General features: G+C 45.7%; 14 protein-coding genes. 1 reads left to right on the forward strand and 13 read right to left on the reverse strand.

From position 1 onward, the window contains the following. Complete coding sequence (locus C170_RS12950) at positions 1 to 765, reverse strand: alpha/beta hydrolase (protein ID WP_036610029.1); 765 nt, start codon at positions 763 to 765, stop codon at positions 1 to 3. A 473-nt stretch (positions 766 to 1238) separates the two neighbouring features. Here C170_RS12950 and C170_RS12955 point away from each other — a divergent pair, with 473 nt between their 5' ends. Next, positions 1239 to 2156 carry a serine hydrolase domain-containing protein gene (locus tag C170_RS12955; RefSeq protein WP_036610030.1) on the forward strand — a complete coding sequence of 306 codons (918 nt, stop codon included), beginning with the start codon at positions 1239 to 1241 and terminating at the stop codon, positions 2154 to 2156. Positions 2157 to 2257: 101 nt separating this feature from the next. On the opposite strand, the gene C170_RS12960 is transcribed toward C170_RS12955, so the two are convergent. The 12 genes from C170_RS12960 to liaF form a co-directional block, all read right to left on the reverse strand. Beyond that, positions 2258 to 2512 (reverse strand): AbrB/MazE/SpoVT family DNA-binding domain-containing protein, encoded by a 255-nt coding sequence (locus C170_RS12960; RefSeq protein WP_036610032.1) that lies wholly within the window; start codon positions 2510 to 2512, stop codon positions 2258 to 2260. Positions 2513 to 2679: 167 nt separating this feature from the next. Then, the gene (gene trmL, locus C170_RS12965) at positions 2680 to 3147 is read right to left on the reverse strand and encodes a tRNA (uridine(34)/cytosine(34)/5-carboxymethylaminomethyluridine(34)-2'-O)-methyltransferase TrmL (protein ID WP_017689589.1); all 468 of its coding nucleotides are present in this window, start codon (positions 3145 to 3147) and stop codon (positions 2680 to 2682) included. A 139-nt stretch (positions 3148 to 3286) separates the two neighbouring features. Beyond that, positions 3287 to 4375, reverse strand: coding sequence for a 3-phosphoserine/phosphohydroxythreonine transaminase (serC, locus tag C170_RS12970; RefSeq protein ID WP_036610035.1), 1089 nt, complete (start codon positions 4373 to 4375; stop codon positions 3287 to 3289). A gap of 397 nt (positions 4376 to 4772) precedes the next feature. Next, positions 4773 to 6197: a type I glutamate--ammonia ligase gene (glnA, locus tag C170_RS12975; protein WP_036610037.1), complete on the reverse strand. Its 1425-nt coding sequence runs from the start codon at positions 6195 to 6197 to the stop codon at positions 4773 to 4775. Between the two features lie 413 nt (positions 6198 to 6610). Beyond that, on the reverse strand, positions 6611 to 7675 hold the full coding sequence (gene aroF, locus C170_RS12980; RefSeq protein WP_036610039.1) for a 3-deoxy-7-phosphoheptulonate synthase: 1065 nt from the start codon (positions 7673 to 7675) through the stop codon (positions 6611 to 6613). Positions 7676 to 7955: 280 nt separating this feature from the next. Beyond that, positions 7956 to 8909: a 4-hydroxy-3-methylbut-2-enyl diphosphate reductase gene (locus C170_RS12985; protein WP_036610042.1), complete on the reverse strand. Its 954-nt coding sequence runs from the start codon at positions 8907 to 8909 to the stop codon at positions 7956 to 7958. 67 nt (positions 8910 to 8976) lie between these two features. Continuing rightward, on the reverse strand, positions 8977 to 10437 hold the full coding sequence (locus tag C170_RS12990) for a sensor histidine kinase (protein WP_036610045.1): 1461 nt from the start codon (positions 10435 to 10437) through the stop codon (positions 8977 to 8979). A gap of 1 nt (position 10438) precedes the next feature. Next, complete coding sequence (locus C170_RS12995) at positions 10439 to 11128, reverse strand: response regulator transcription factor (RefSeq protein ID WP_036610048.1); 690 nt, start codon at positions 11126 to 11128, stop codon at positions 10439 to 10441. A 175-nt stretch (positions 11129 to 11303) separates the two neighbouring features. Next, entirely contained in the window at positions 11304 to 12968 is a 1665-nt protein-coding gene (locus C170_RS13000; RefSeq protein WP_036610051.1) for a S1C family serine protease, read from the reverse strand. A 148-nt stretch (positions 12969 to 13116) separates the two neighbouring features. Next, on the reverse strand, positions 13117 to 13779 hold the full coding sequence (locus tag C170_RS13005; RefSeq protein ID WP_017689597.1) for a response regulator: 663 nt from the start codon (positions 13777 to 13779) through the stop codon (positions 13117 to 13119). Between the two features lie 18 nt (positions 13780 to 13797). Continuing rightward, positions 13798 to 14823, reverse strand: coding sequence for a HAMP domain-containing sensor histidine kinase (locus tag C170_RS13010; RefSeq protein ID WP_036610053.1), 1026 nt, complete (start codon positions 14821 to 14823; stop codon positions 13798 to 13800). Positions 14824 to 14826: 3 nt separating this feature from the next. Continuing rightward, a complete protein-coding gene (gene liaF / locus C170_RS13015) occupies positions 14827 to 15855 on the reverse strand; it encodes a cell wall-active antibiotics response protein LiaF (RefSeq protein ID WP_036610055.1) in 1029 nt (342 codons plus the stop codon). Between the last annotated feature and the right edge of the window lies 1 nt (position 15856).

The following is a 15856-nucleotide window of genomic DNA, read 5'->3' on the forward strand; positions in this document are numbered from 1 at the left end:
TCACTCTACTATGGTCTTGTCGTTGTACAGAAAATCAAACATCGTTCTCAGGTGGTGCTCCCAAAATTTCCATTCATGAGCCCCCGGCGTCTCCACATACCGAAAATCAAAGGCAGTCCCCTGCATGTATTTCGCATAGTCGCGATTCATCTCTACGAAGGGGTCACTATCGCCACAGCAACTGAGGATATCCGGTAAAGGAACACCCTGTTCCAGCAGCTTGGCCGACAGTGCGTAAATATCCTGATCGGCTTTTACCTGTAAACGCTCTCCAAAAACCGCTTTCATTTCCTTGATCATTGTCGCTGGCATATGGGGATCATGAAGCCGTGTCTGGATATCCGTTACGCCGGATAGAGACACTACTTTGCGATATCGCTCTGGATAAGTTAGTCCACATTTCAGTGCACCATATCCACCCATGGATAAACCTGCGACGTATGTTTTCTCCGGATCAGGATTCAGATTGAGCAGACGCTTGCATATTTCAGGTAACTCCTGAGTGATGTAGTGGAAGTAATTCAGGCCGTATTCCATATCGGTGTAATAGCTTCGATTCGCTTCCGGCATAATGATCGTACAGCCATATTGCGCTGCATACATCTCAATTGTGGTTAACCGTTGCCAGGTACTCGCATTATCGCCTGCCCCGTGCAACAGATATAGTGTACCGCCTGAAGTCTCTCCGGAGTCACTGGACACAACATGTATGCTGGTATTCATGCATAAGGTTGGCGATCCAGTTTCGATCGTTATATGTGCCATAAATGTAACTCCTCTCATCATCGCCTGCTGTCTTTACTCATTCGTTTCTCTGGCGTTGGATTGCAGGCTGTTGTAGATTCCCTTGTATTACGATGGGTTATCGAAACGATTTTCTCGAATCGTTTCAAAACATAGCCAACGTTGATTCACATGGACTTCATTACAACACTTTTAATGTGGAAGCGATTTCTTCGAATCGTTTCGAATAAATCATAAGCCCGATGAGTAAATCCTGTCAATAACCTTTTTACAAATTTCGCGTTTTTTTCTCGAAAAAATGCTCTTTTAAGTCTAAATTTGCGTCCAAAGACACTATTATTACGAAAAAATGAAAATTTAGTAAGTACTATTACAACTTTAATTGACACCAAACCAGGTTTATACTAACATGGGTTCTGATTTTGCATTCGAATTACGGAAACGTTTCACCAACCGATTTTACTCAGGTTTCACCTGATATTAGGGAGGTTAATATGTCTGAGCAACTCAAAGGTTTCATTCATACGATTACGGAGCAACAATTGAACGTTTTTTCCATTCGCATATTACAAAAAGGGCATCTGCTTGCCCATTGGGACCGGTATAAGGATCAGCGCAGGGTACAACATTCCATCAGTAAATCCTTCACGTGTATGGCCGTTGGTCTTGCTCTTGAAGAAGGTCTGATACATCTGGATGCGACACTTGGTGATTATTTCTCTTATGATCATGCACCCGTTGCACAACGCAATCTCCCATCGCCGCAAGAATTGAGACTGCGTGATCTTCTCCGAATGACTTCGGGTCATGACTCTCCCCCTCTTTGGGCTGATGAGCGAGCTTCATTGACCGAAAAGGACTGGGCGAAATATTATATGTCTCTGCCTCTGGACCGGGTACCTGGAGAACAATTTACATATAGCAGCGGGGATACGTTTATGATCTCAGCCATGCTACAGGCTGCTACCGGCCAAACCGTGAAAGATTACCTGACTCCACGGTTATTTGATCCGCTTGGCATCCATGATGTAGAGTGGGAAACCTCTCCACTCGGCGTAACGCTTGGCTGTGCAGGTCTTTGGATAAGTAATGAGGAACTGAGTCGATTTGGACAGTTACTGTTGCAGGAGGGCTTTTGGGAAGGCAGACAGATTGTACCTGCGGATTGGATTCGACAGGCTACGTCCCAGCAGATCGAAACGACTGGAGACGGAGATTGGGGAAAAGGTTACGGGTATCAGTTCTGGATGTGTTCTCATGACGCTTACCGCGCCGATGGGGCCTATGGTCAGTTGTGTATCATAATTCCCTCAAAGGAAGCTGTCATATGTATTAATAGTGAGGAAGAAAATATGCAAGGCATCCTGAATGCCGTGTGGAATGAGGTTTTACCCCTTTACATCCAGGGTTAGTATACGTATTTTATCTTTTTTTCAAATTGCAATTATGCCATTCAATTGAGAATAAAACAAAAAAAACGCCACGGGGTCAATGGACCCCATGACGTTATTTCTTATCCGTGTTGTGGAAGCTGAGTCATTTCATCTAAACATTGTGCGCATATGTAACGCTCCTTGAACTCGTTGACTTCCTCGATGGATCCGCAGAAAATACATTTTGGACGATATCTCTCCAAGATAATATGGTCCCCTTGTACTAAGATTTCTACAGGATCTCCCTCATTCATTTGATACCTTTTACGCAAAGATTTAGGCAATACGATCCTACCTAATTGGTCAACTTTGCGAACTACTCCAGCTGGCTTCATAGCTACGGCACACCTCTCCTATCTTACTCTAAATTTCTAGGTACATTTGTACTATGTTTATAGATTCGCCAAGATTTTGTCGAATCCTGCTGGAAATAAACATTTTTTGTCCTTTTTTTTGAAAAATGTTTTTTTTCCGAATTCTAGCCGTCATTTATAACCAAATTTTATCCTTCTAACCCCGGGAAATTGAGCTGGCGTAACGCTTCATATACAATAATTGCTGCCGAATTGGACAGATTTAATGATCTAACGTCACCAGTCATTGGCATTTTCATGCATGTATCGGGATTCGCAGCAATTAATTCAGGTGGCAGGCCTTTAGTCTCTTTACCAAAAACGAGGAAATCCCCATCCTGAAAATTAAAATCACTATATCGGTTCTTGGCCTTCGTAGTTGCATAGAAGAAACGACCTTCCGGATATTTTTCCTGAACCTCAGCAAATGAGTCGTGGTATTCAATATGGACAGCATGCCAGTAATCCAGCCCTGCACGTTTCAATGTAGCATCATCTGTTCGAAATCCAAGTGGGCGTACGAGATGCAGATGGGTACCGGTTGCCGCACAAGTACGCGAAATATTGCCTGTGTTCGCCGGAATTTCTGGTTCAACCAGAACGATGTGTAAAGCCATATGTGTTCAATCTCCTTTTCATTTCATGTTGACGACAACCCTCTAATCTTAAAGAAAAGCCCTCCACACGTCAATGTGGAAGGCTCTGGTAAGGCACAGGATAAGACACAAAGGTCCATTACACCGTACCTATACTTAATTATCCATTTGTCTTCTGGAAGTGGCTCATGAAGTCTGTCAGTGCCTTAACACTTTCATAAGGAGCAGCATTATAAATGGAGGCACGGAGACCACCCACACTGCGATGTCCTTTCAAACCTACAAATCCTTCTTCCTCCGAAGCCTTGATGAACTTTTTCTCCAATTCTTCAGAAGCAAGACGGAAGGTTACATTCATGAGGGAACGATCTTCTTGTTCCACACAACCACGGTAGAAATCACCGGAACCATCAATTGTGTTATAGAGCAATTCCGCTTTTTTCGTATTTTTTTGCTCAATACCAGCCAGTCCGCCCTGTTCTTCAATCCATTTCAATACTTCATTCACCATATATACTGAGAAGGATGGTGGCGTATTGTACAGGGAATTGTTATCTACATGTGTGCTGTAACGAAGCATGGTTGGAATCGTTTTAGGCGATTCGCTCACCAGTTCCTCACGAGCAATTACAACCGTAATTCCGGATGGACCCAGGTTCTTCTGTGCACCCGCGTAGATCATGCCGAACTGATTAAGATCAAATGGTTTACAGAAAATATCACTCGACATGTCCGCAATCAGAGGTACTGAACCGGTATCCGGGAACGACTTGAATTGCGTACCTTCGATCGTTTCGTTGGAAGTCAGATGCACATAAGCCGTACGTTCTGGCAAACTCAGATTCGAAACATCCGGCAATTTCATAAATTTCTCTGCTTCCGAAGATGCAGCAACATGTGTCTCGCCGATCAACTTCGCCTCAGACAGAGCCTTCTTCGCCCAGCTGCCAGTCATCACGTAACTTGCAGTCTGCCCTGCACCGAGCAGGTTCATTGGCAACATCGCGAACTGAGTGCTTGCACCGCCCTGCAGAAAGAGAACCTTGTATCCTTTTGGACTGCCTAGAAGCGACAACAACCGCTCCTGAGCTTCATTATGTACAGACTCATACACCGCTCCACGGTGAGACATCTCCATAATCGACATGCCTGTATTACGAAAATCTACAAATTCCGCCTGTGCACGCTCCAGTACCTCAAGTGGTAACGCCGCAGGTCCTGCATTAAAGTTATACGCTCTTTTTGTCACAAAATCCCCCGCCCTTTCCATCCGTAACTCTGACATACAAACAGCATTTTGCACAATTCGATTAGAATCGCTCACGGGTATAAGAGTTGGACAGGAAGAAGCATCCTGATCCAACCAACGTATAGACAAATTGAAACATTTTGATCTATATCTTACTTATTGAAAGTCGCTCTATGGATTTGTGCAAAATGCACTCAAAGTAAATATTATCGCTATGATATCAGTATTCTCTATCTGCTTCAAGGGCAATATGCACTGGAATGTTGAATTCAGGTCATCAAATTCCTTTATCACCCTGCAAAGTTAAAGCACTACATTGTTTAATTCAAGGAAAAGCCTCCGAGAGCGTGTCCCGGAGGCTTTAAGTTGGAACAAGGACTGTTCCGACCTCGACCGATTAGCAGTCGAAGTAGAGGCTGTACTCGTGCGGATGAATGCGGATCGCTACTGCTTTTGCTTCATCACGTTTGAGGTTGATGTAGTTTTCAATGAATTCTTTTGTGAATACGCCGCCTTCAGTCAAGAACTCATTATCAGCTGCCAATGCATCAAGTGCTTCTTCGAGGGAAGCTGGCACACTGCGGATGTTTTCTTTATCTGCATCAGACAGGTCATAGATGTTTTTGTCGAGCGGACCATATCCAAGTTCAGTTGGGTTGATTTTACGTTTGATTCCATCCAGACCCGCCATCAACATTGCGGAGAATGCCAAGTATGGGTTAGCTGTGGAGTCTGGTGTACGGAACTCGATACGACAACCTTTTGGCGTCACAGCTGCAACAGGAATACGAACTGCTGCGGAACGGTTACCTTTGGAGTAAACCAAGTTAACTGGTGCTTCGTAACCAGGTACAAGACGTTTGAATGAGTTTGTACTAGGGTTAGTCAAAGCGATCAGTGCCGGAGCATGGTACAAGATACCTCCGATGTAGTGCAGAGCCATTTCACTCAGGTTAGCATATCCCGCTTTGTCATAGAACAATGGGGAATCGCCATCAAAGATGGATTGGTGAACGTGCATTCCGCTACCATTATCACCGAACAATGGTTTTGGCATGAATGTTGCTACTTTACCATATTGACGTGCCGTGTTGTGCACGATGTATTTGTATGCAAGCAGGTTATCTGCTGTTTTCTTCAGTGTATCAAAACGGAAGTTGATTTCGGCTTGACCCGCTGTCGCCACTTCATGGTGATGACGCTCGATAGACAGGCCCGCTTCTTCCAAAAGGCGACACATTTCGCTACGAATATCTTGTTGTGTATCCACTGGCGCTACTGGAACATATCCACCTTTAGTGCGTACTTTGAAACCAAGGTTTCCGCCTTCTTCCTGACGGTTGGTATTCCAAGAAGCTTCTTCTGAATCTACGAAGTAGGAAGAGCTGTTCGTGCCGCTCTCATAACGTACATCGTCGAAGATGAAGAACTCGGATTCAGGTGCGAAGAATGCCGCTGTACCTACACCGCTCTCTTGCAAATAAGCTTCTGCTTTAACAGCGATGCTGCGTGGGTCACGCTCATAACGCTCGCCATCTGGAGTGAAGATATCACACATAACATTCAATGTAGGGTGTGCAGTGAACGGATCGACATAAGTCGCTTCAGGGTCTGGCATCATAACCATATCGGACTCTTCAATTCCGCGGAAACCTTGGATAGAAGAACCGTCAAAAGCTACTCCATTTACGAACGTGTCTGCATCAACAGCCGAAGCTGGCAACGAGATGTGATGTGCACGACCAGCTAAATCTACAAAACGAAAATCTACCCACTCGATGTTGTTCTCTTGAATTGATTTCAATACGTTTTCAACCGACATGTATTCGTCCTCCCAAATATTCCGAACATTAAACAACCCCACTAAGAAAATGTCTAAATTCGAATTTTTTTCTGTCGTCATTATAAATTTTAAAACATAACATCGTCAATACTTATGTAAGGTATTTTTTGAAGGGATGTTAGATATACTCACACTTTATAAATAACATAAATTCATATAACAACTATTTTTATATACATTTAACTGGTTTAATGCGGTAAAGCGACCCCTATTTTAACCTAAATCATGGGAAAAACTTCACATCATAAATGTTTCTTATCACTATTGATTAATAAATACGTTCAAAACTGCAAAATATGCAAAAAACCGAGCATCTATCTGATTCCGTTGCAATGAACGAGATCAGAGGAGATGCCCGGATGATGATCCAGACCTTGACTATGAAATTCTTATTAAACGCCTACACGTGCCGGGAAAAATTCTGCCGGCTGTTTGGCTGTGCTGAATGATTTACCCACGATTGGTGCCAATTTCTCCAGATCCTGCAATAGGTTAGCGAATTGGTCAGGGAACAAGGATTGCACACCATCTCCTGTCATGGAGTTATCCGGATCGGTATGCATTTCAATGATCAAGCCATTGGCACCCGCAGCAACGGAAGCTTTTGTCATCGGTTCCACCAGTTCACGTCGTCCAGTACCATGGCTCGGGTCAGAAATAACCGGCAAATGGCTCAGAGACTGCAGAACAGGGATCGCGGACAGATCCAGCGTATTCCGTGTGTAGGATTCAAACGTACGAATACCACGTTCACACAGCATAACATTTGGGTTACCACCCGCAAGAATGTATTCAGCCGCATTCAACAATTCATCGTATGTCGCACTGAAACCACGTTTCAACAATACCGGCTTGCCACACTCACCCAATTTGCGGAGCAGGTCAAAGTTCTGCATGTTACGTGTGCCTACTTGCAGAATATCTGCGTACTCGGCGCAAATATCCACATACTCAGGTGTCATGACTTCTGTAATGGTCAGCAGATCATGTTTCTTGCCTGCTTCCGCCATCATGATCAATCCTTCTACACCCGTTCCCTGGAAGCTGTAAGGACCCGTACGAGGCTTAAATGCACCACCACGTAACACTTGCCCACCAGCAGCTTTCACAAGCCCTGCAATCTCATCAATCTGTGCAGCGGATTCAACCGCACATGGTCCGCCCATGACAACAAGTTCTTTTCCGCCGATATCTACACCTTTGATGGAGATCACCGTATCTTCCGGATGGAAGTCGCGACTTGCCAATTTGTAAGACTTCGAGATTTTAACGACATTCTCGACACCTTTCATTTGGCGAAGATGCTCTTGCATTTTAGGTTCAACTTTACCAATCAAACCAATGATAGTACGATCCTCTCCGCGAGAGATATGCACCTGAAGCCCTTCTTTTTCAATAACTGCAACGATATCCTGAATCTGTTCCTCCGGTGTAGCTTTGCCTGCAATAACGATCATATTAATTCCCATCCTTCCTTGTATGAGAGCACAATCATTTCTTAATGTGCGTCTGATTAAATTTAAAAACTCTGTCTCGCTTAAACGCTTGTTCGCTTTTAAGCTTTTATCCGTTAAAGTGAATATACCATAGTTATCTGATTGCGTCAAGGTACACATTCCTTATCCATATACAAAAAGAATCCTGCTCCGCAGGCTCCGACATTCGGATCTGCATAACAGGATTCTTCTCAATCACATCTCGTTTTTAATTCAGACTTACTTTTACATTTCCTTTGCCCTAAGGTGTACGTGTTTTTTCTCTAACTGGAGGCAACAGTTTGCTCATGTTCACGGTACGTTTGATCTCCCACGTCTCCGACTTGTCATGTTCATACTGTTCCAGGTAAAGGATGACTTCTTTCGTGATCGGTGTTGGTGTTGATGCACCCGAAGTAACCGCCACCTTATTTACACCTTTCAGCCATTCTTGCTGAATCTCGGAAACATCAGATACACGGTAGGCCGTAACACCCGCAATCTCCTCCGACACTTGTGCCAGACGGTTAGAGTTATTGCTGCGAGGATCACCCACCACGATAACCAGGTCCGACTGACCTGCCTGTTCCGCAACAGCTTCCTGACGAACCTGAGTTGCAAGGCAAATCTCATTATGAATCTCTGCGCCCGGAAACTTCTCCAGCAGACGGCTCATAATGTGTTTGATATCCCACTGGCTCATCGTTGTCTGATTTGTAATAAGGATTTTGCCTGGAGATACGTTCAGCTCTTCGATCTCTTCTTCCTTCTCGATCAGATGAACGAGATCTGGTGCAACACCAACGGCACCTTCTGGTTCAGGGTGATTCTTTTTGCCGATATAGATGATCTGATAACCTTCTGCCGTCTTCTCCCGAATGAGATCATGGGTCTTGGTGACATCAGGGCATGTTGCATCCACTGTTGTCAATCCTTTGTCCCGTGCCAACTTGCGCACTTCAGGAGATACACCGTGAGCTGTGAAAATAATCGTGCCACTCTCCACTTGGCTCAAAATATCCATCCGGTTCGGACCATCCAATGTAATAATACCTTCATCTTCAAAGGAATCCGTCACATGTTGGTTATGCACAATCATACCCAATATATAAATAGGTCGTGGTAAATCCAGATTGCGTGCCGCTTGACGCGCGAGCACCATCGCATCCACAACGCCGTAACAATATCCCCGCGGCGAAATTCGTAGTACTTCCACTTGGTTGCCACCCGCTTTCTTTCTCGGCAACGTTGCCGATGTAATTGCAGTCCTGTCTATTATACCTTTATTCGATAGGCGGAGCAAAGACAACCGGCAACCAGATAATAAAGGTGGTTCCTTCTCCACGTCTGGTCACAACCTCAACCGATCCATGGTGTTCCTCAATAATCCACTTCGCAATCGAAAGTCCCAGACCTATGCCCGGTGTAGCCCCGCGGGATTCATCTGCCCGATAAAAACGATCAAAGATGAACGGCACTTCGTCCCGATCCATCCCAATACCGGTGTCGCTAATGCGTAGTCCCACCTGGCCCTTGTATAATACGGCATCCAGCGTCACAGAGCCTTCAGGTGTGTATTTAAACGCATTTTCGATGAAAATAAACAGCATCTGTTGCAGATAGTCCTTGCTACCATTCACATAAATGCCGTTCAGGATGGAAAAATCTCCTGGAAGCCAGTCTGCCTGACGATCCAGAAATTGTGCTCTGCGTGCTACTTCCTGTACGAGTATCTGCAGCGGGATCGGATTCAGTTCAATTTTCTGACCCGTATCCGCTCTCGCCAGCGATAACATGTCGCTGATCAGCCTGCTCATACGTTTTCCCTCGTCCGCCATATCTTCAATGGCTTCCAGCGACATTTGTTTGACAGTCTCCTCATCCAGATTCGGTCGGTCGCTTCCTTCCTGATCCCACAGCTTCTTCAAGAAGTCTACGTTCCCGCGAATGGTGGTCAGCGGCGTACGCAGTTCATGCGATGCATCGGATACAAAGCGGCGCTGGGCAGCATTCGTCTCCTCCAAACCACGGAATGACAATTCTGTACGTTCAAGCATATTATTCACCGTTTCAATCAGACGCCCGATCTCATCCTTCGGCCCAGCATATTGAATACGTACACTTAAGTCATCTCCAGATTGAATCTGATTGGCGGCATCAATGACAGTCACGAGCGGACGCATCGACTTGCGAGCCAAGACGAGACCTGAGGTAATAGCGAGGGCCATCGCTACCAGCCAGCCAAAAACCAAAATATTAAGCAACGCTTCCAGCAAGCGCTCTTGTGAACTTACATTCGCACCAACCTGAAGAATTCCACGTACTTCATTGGTACCCTGAAGAGAAAGGGGAAGCTGATTCACCAGAAACGGTGTACCATCCACATAGATCTTGGATATGCCTCGCTTTTCAAGAATTTCATTGGCTTTTAATACCGGAAACTGAATCTCCAGTTTTTTCATATTGCCGGAAATTATGCCTGAGCGACTCTGATAATCCCAGAGTTGAATGTAAATTTGTGCCTCCTGAAGCTGGCTCTCTGTAAATGGGTCCAGATCCAACGACTGCGAAAGAGGATTTACACCAATTTGATCCGTAATCCGGGCACTTTTCACCTTTAATTGCTGTTCGACTTCCTGATAGGAATTAAAATAAACAAAGGCATAGATGACAACGCCCCAAAAAATAAGCACGGCGGCCAGAATACCAGAATACCATGCGGTTAGTCTTAACCGAATGGACATGTCAGGAGTCACCTCTCAGAATATAACCGGCTCCCCGGATGGTCTGGATTAGACGTTTGCCACCGTATTCTTCAGTCTTCTGTCTGAGCATGGCAATGTATACTTCAAGCACGTTAGACTCACCGCTGTAATCATAACCCCAGATTTTATCCATAATCAGATCACGGGACAGTACCCGTCTTGGATTTTGCATGAACAGATTCAACAGTTCGAATTCTTTGGCAGTCAGCTCCAGACGCTGCCCATCTCGCAATACTTCACGTGAGTCATTGTCCAAAATGATATCTTCATACATTAAGCGGTTGTCCGGCGTACCCGCACTATCTGACTTGCGGCGTAGCAATGCACGGACACGTGCCAATAATTCTTCCAGCGCAAAAGGTTTTACAAGGTAGTCATCGGCTCCTGTGTCCAGTCCGGTCACCCGGCTCTGTACTTCATCCTTGGCCGTAAGCATCAGCACAGGCACTTTGCTGCCTGCTTCTCTCAATCTGCGACATACCTCAAATCCGTCAATCTGCGGCATCATCACATCCAGCACAACGATGTCCGGCTCCTTGTCCATCAGTTTGCTGAGGCCTTCGGCTCCATTGGAAGCCGTCTGTACCTCATATCCTTCAAAAGCCAGCCCCCGGCGGAGCATGGATACAATTTTTTCGTCATCATCCACAATCAAAATAGTTGAGCGCATGGTGGTCTTTCTCCTTTATCCTAACGTTTTATCCCATTGTAACAGGCAGAAGCACAATCTGCATCTTCAAGTAGGCGTCTCCAATCCGTCCTGGTCCATTGTAACCCTGCTTCATCAGGGCAAAAAAACGGAAGGGCCTTCAAACCCTTCCGTTGTGTTAATCCTTGCCCGATATTTATGGTTGCTGCTGTTGTGTATCTGTGGTTTGTGAAGTATCAAAATCATTTTTGTTGCCGATTTTGATTTTCAAATCCATCTTTTTACCATCACGCACCACGTTCAGTGTAACTTCACTACCGATTTCCTGTTTCTTGATAAAATCAATCAGATCTTGACTTGTCGCGTACGGCGTACCATTGGCACCTGTGATGATGTCATATGCACGAAGATCTGCTTGGTAAGCCGGTGATTGGAAGATCGTGCTGGCTACAACTGAACCTTCGGTAACGTCTGTTCCCATTTGTTTAGCAACTTCAGGCGTGAGAGCCATCAGAGACGCACCGATAAAGGGTACTGGCTCTTTGGGAACTTCTTTGTTCTCTTTAAGATATTTAACGGCTTCAGAGATGACGCTCGACGGGATTGCAAAACCAATTCCCTGTGCATCTGCGCTTACTGCAACGTTCATTCCGATAACTTCCCCATTCAGGTTAAGCAACGGACCACCGGAGTTACCCGGATTAATCGAAGCATCTGTTTGCAACAAATGGCTGTACTCACGTGTTTTTCCTGTTTCTTCATCTGGAATGCTGATCGTACGTTCTTTGGCACTCAGTACACCTGCTGTAACCGTGTGTTCGAATCCTTCAGGATTACCAATAGCTACAAGCCATTCACCGACTTGAGTACTGTTGGAATCACCCAGTGGAGCTACAGGGAACGCATCGTCACCACTGTTTTTCTCAATTTTCAATACAGCCAAATCCAGATCAAAGCTGCTTCCCAGCAATTTAGCCTCATAAGGCTTGCTGTTGTTCTCCAGGGTTACCTGGATTACATCTGCACCCTGAACAACGTGTTGGTTCGTCAGGATATATCCTTCTTTGTCAAAAATGAACCCGGAACCAATGCCCATAGGCACAAGCTGATTACCGCTTTGTGGTTGCTGGCTTTGGCCTTGATTGCCTTCCGTTCCGCCCCCATTACCAAAGAAGTATTGGTACAGCGGATCACTTGTATTTGATCCACCCTGACCCAATCCTGTACGTGAGGACTGCTTCGCGAGTGTTTCGATTTTGACGACAGCCGGACTTGTACTTGTTACTACGGAAGACACATCTTCTTTGCCTGTTGGCAGTAACGACGCTGTGACATTGTTGCCTCCGCCTGTGTTTGTAGACGCTTCCTGTCCTGAACTTTGATTGTCTGTGTTCGTAAGTGCCGTCTCCGGTGTGAACATGTTTGTTCTATCAGCTGTGTACATGAGAACGGTGATGACCAGCATCCCGGCAATAAAGGAAAATAGAAGTGATCTTACGGAAGAACGTGGCTTGCGGTTATTATAGTTCCAGTTGCCTTTGCCGCCATTCCCTTGATCTCCACCGTTACCTGAGCCGTTTCCGCCGCCTGCTGATGATCTTTTCGCTTGTTCGGATGGTTCACTATTATAGTAAGTAGGTACGGGTCTCACCGGATCAGGTTTTGTAATCTCTACATTTCCTTCTTCACGCTGATTAGTGCTTCCCATGTGATTTGCTGTATCTTCCTGATTCACGGACTGAAAAGGTCCATAAGAATAATAATAGGAGGATTCGTCCGTTCCGGAAGAATTGCGATTCTCCGTTTGTTTGGTTTCGTTTTCCTCGTCTTGACGGTTCGATCTATAGTTGCGTTCGTCCATGCCTCTCTACCTCCCAATCTCTTATTCCCAAGAGATATTCTTTAACTGTCCTTATTTTGTACTTTAAACCTTAACCGTACCTTAAAAACAATTAAAAAGGAGATAAAAGCACATAAGAATAGACTCTTTTCCCCGTCACGACAGCATTTTACCCTTTCGTTTTCACCCATCCCTGACGATGAGCATAGATGGCCAACTGTGTACGATCGTCCATCTCACATTTCATCAGCAGGTTACTTACATGTGTTTTGACGGTTTTGATACTGATATGTAATTCTTCTCCAATGTCTTTGTTGGTCTTTCCCTCTGCAATAAGCAGCAGCACTTCCTTCTCCCGTTCAGTCAGACCCGATTCACTCTCTCTCGCTGTACGTTGTCTGATTCCCCGGGTTAACGCCTGCGAAACATCACCTGTCATAACAGGCATGCCTCTATATGCCCCTTGCAGAGCATAGATCAGTTCTTCAGCAGAGACTGTCTTCAGTACATAACTTACCGCACCCGCTTCAATCGCTTGCACAACCAGATCATCCTCCAGGAAACTGGTGAGCATCACAATTTTCATCCCTGGAAATTCAGTCATGATGGCTTTTGTTGCTTCAGCGCCATTCATTACAGGCATCATCAGATCCATCAGGATCAGGTCCGGCATTTCACTATCATTTAACTTACGTAACTGATCAAGCGCATCTTGCCCGTGGCCCGCTTCTCCCATCACATGAAAAGTAGGTTCCAGCATCAGATATGTTTTCAACCCCATGCGCACCATATCATGGTCATCCACAATCATCACGTTTACTTTACCACTCATTGCGTCTCCCCCTCTGGTTCACTCAGCAACGTTCGGGAATTTCGGGATCAATACCCGTACCGTCGTTCCCGCTCCCGGTTTCGATATAATCTGAACTTGCCCCCCAAGCTTCTCCGCCCGTTCACGCATGGTAGATAACCCGTATGAACCCGGACGCTCCGCTTGCTGTAAAAATCCCTGACCATCATCGCTGATGCTCATGCTGATCTGATGTTCACTCTCCCGTATGGACAGACTAACCACTCCCGCTTCTGCATGCTTCACAACATTGGCAACCGCCTCCTGAATAACAAGAAACAGCTGGTGCTCAATGGCATCCGAGATTCCGCCATCCAGTTCCAGCTCTTTCACACCTTTAAGACCATTCTGCCTGCAATAATCAGGAAACCAACTATCCAGTGCTGCGGTGAGGTCACGCCCTTCCAGCTCCACCGGTCGAAGTTGGGCAATCAGTCCTCGCATCTGACGCTGTGCAATATGTGACATCTGGATTAACTGGTCCAGTACTTTGCCACCATGTTCCGGATTCATCTCCAGCAGTCGCGGTAAGGACGAAGCCGACATATGCATGGCAAACAGCTGCTGGCTAACCGTGTCATGGAGGTCCCTTGCCATTCGTTTGCGCTCTTCAAGCACAGCCCGCTCCGAGGCTTGCTCCTTCTCAATGACTTCCTGCTCACCGAGGCGCTGAAGCAGTCTCATCTTTTTCTCAATCGAATCCATCATGACATTGAACTCCTGATAGACACGACCAAACGAAGCGTCATCCGCTTCAGGCATGCGCACCGCCAGATTACCCTTGGACACTTTCAACATGTTGAGATCAAGCAGGTCGATCTTGCGTTGGAGTCGTAATGCAGCGATATATCCGGTGATAACGGTGGCCAGCACAACAACAGCAACATAGGTCCATGCCCGCTGACGACCAGCCCCCATCAACACCTCTCCATACAATAGATAGAATCCGCCCAGCGTAATCAGACCAGTTAGCGCAAAATACATCATCAGTTCCCATTTATTGGCCTTGAGAATTGTTCGAATCATGCATTAACCCACCTTATTCACTTTGACGTCTCCGATAAACACACTTACAATAATCCGTACTTTTTTGCTTGCTTCATGGTAATGGGCAGTTTCAGCCTGGGCACTACTCAGGAATCCGCCGCGTTTCTGGTTCAACAGTGACATATCTCCAATGAAGGAATTTGTCGTCACCGTCACACCCAGATCCATATCTTCTGGTACAAATACTTTCACATCCCCAATAAATGAAGAAATGACAATCTTCGTCTCCCCATAAGGAATCTGTGCCTTGGTCAAATCAATTACAGTATCTCCGATAAAAGCCGAGATGTTCATTGGTTTTAACGAGAACACTTCCTGCCCCATGTACAGATCACCGATGAACGCCGATTTATTAATGGTATTGCCACTGCCATAATCCCCATAACCATTTCCGTAGCCATCATCATAATGTTCTCCATATCCCGTATCGTTAGAGTTATACGATTGATGTTTCTTCTTATATTGATGCCCTTGTGATGATGAATCCGTTGATCCTGTGAAGTGAGGGCCATGTGCATCGTTTTTCTGTTCCTGTTTTGGTTTGCCAAATGTTTTCTCGAACTGTTCGTCAAACGACGACGGCATCTCCAGATCCTCCGGAGCCAACGGTTTATAAGGTTGCTCAGGTGCTGGAGGTGGCTGCATCTTGTCATGATGTTTCCGATCACGACGTCGTGGCCCGATCAGTACGAACAATCCTCCGCCAATCAGCATAACCGGGATCAGATAACGAATGAACTCCCCCATGGAGTAATCAATCCATCCCAGGTTACGGGCAAGAAAGTAACCACCAATTGCCAGTACAATTACCGGTCCTATAAAGGCGTAACCCCCGTTGCGACGAATCTCGGAGATTCCTTTGACCCCCCACCAGATTAGAAATAACGGCCAATATGTTCTGAAAATATATCCTACATCAATGTCATATCCCAATTGTCTGAACAAGATCATCGCACCAATAGCAATAAGAGGTATGCCAACCCACCAGCGGTCACGCGTCGATCGTTTCATC

It is taken from the genome of Paenibacillus sp. FSL H7-689, assembly GCF_000517905.1.
GTDB lineage: Bacteria > Bacillota > Bacilli > Paenibacillales > Paenibacillaceae > Paenibacillus > Paenibacillus amylolyticus.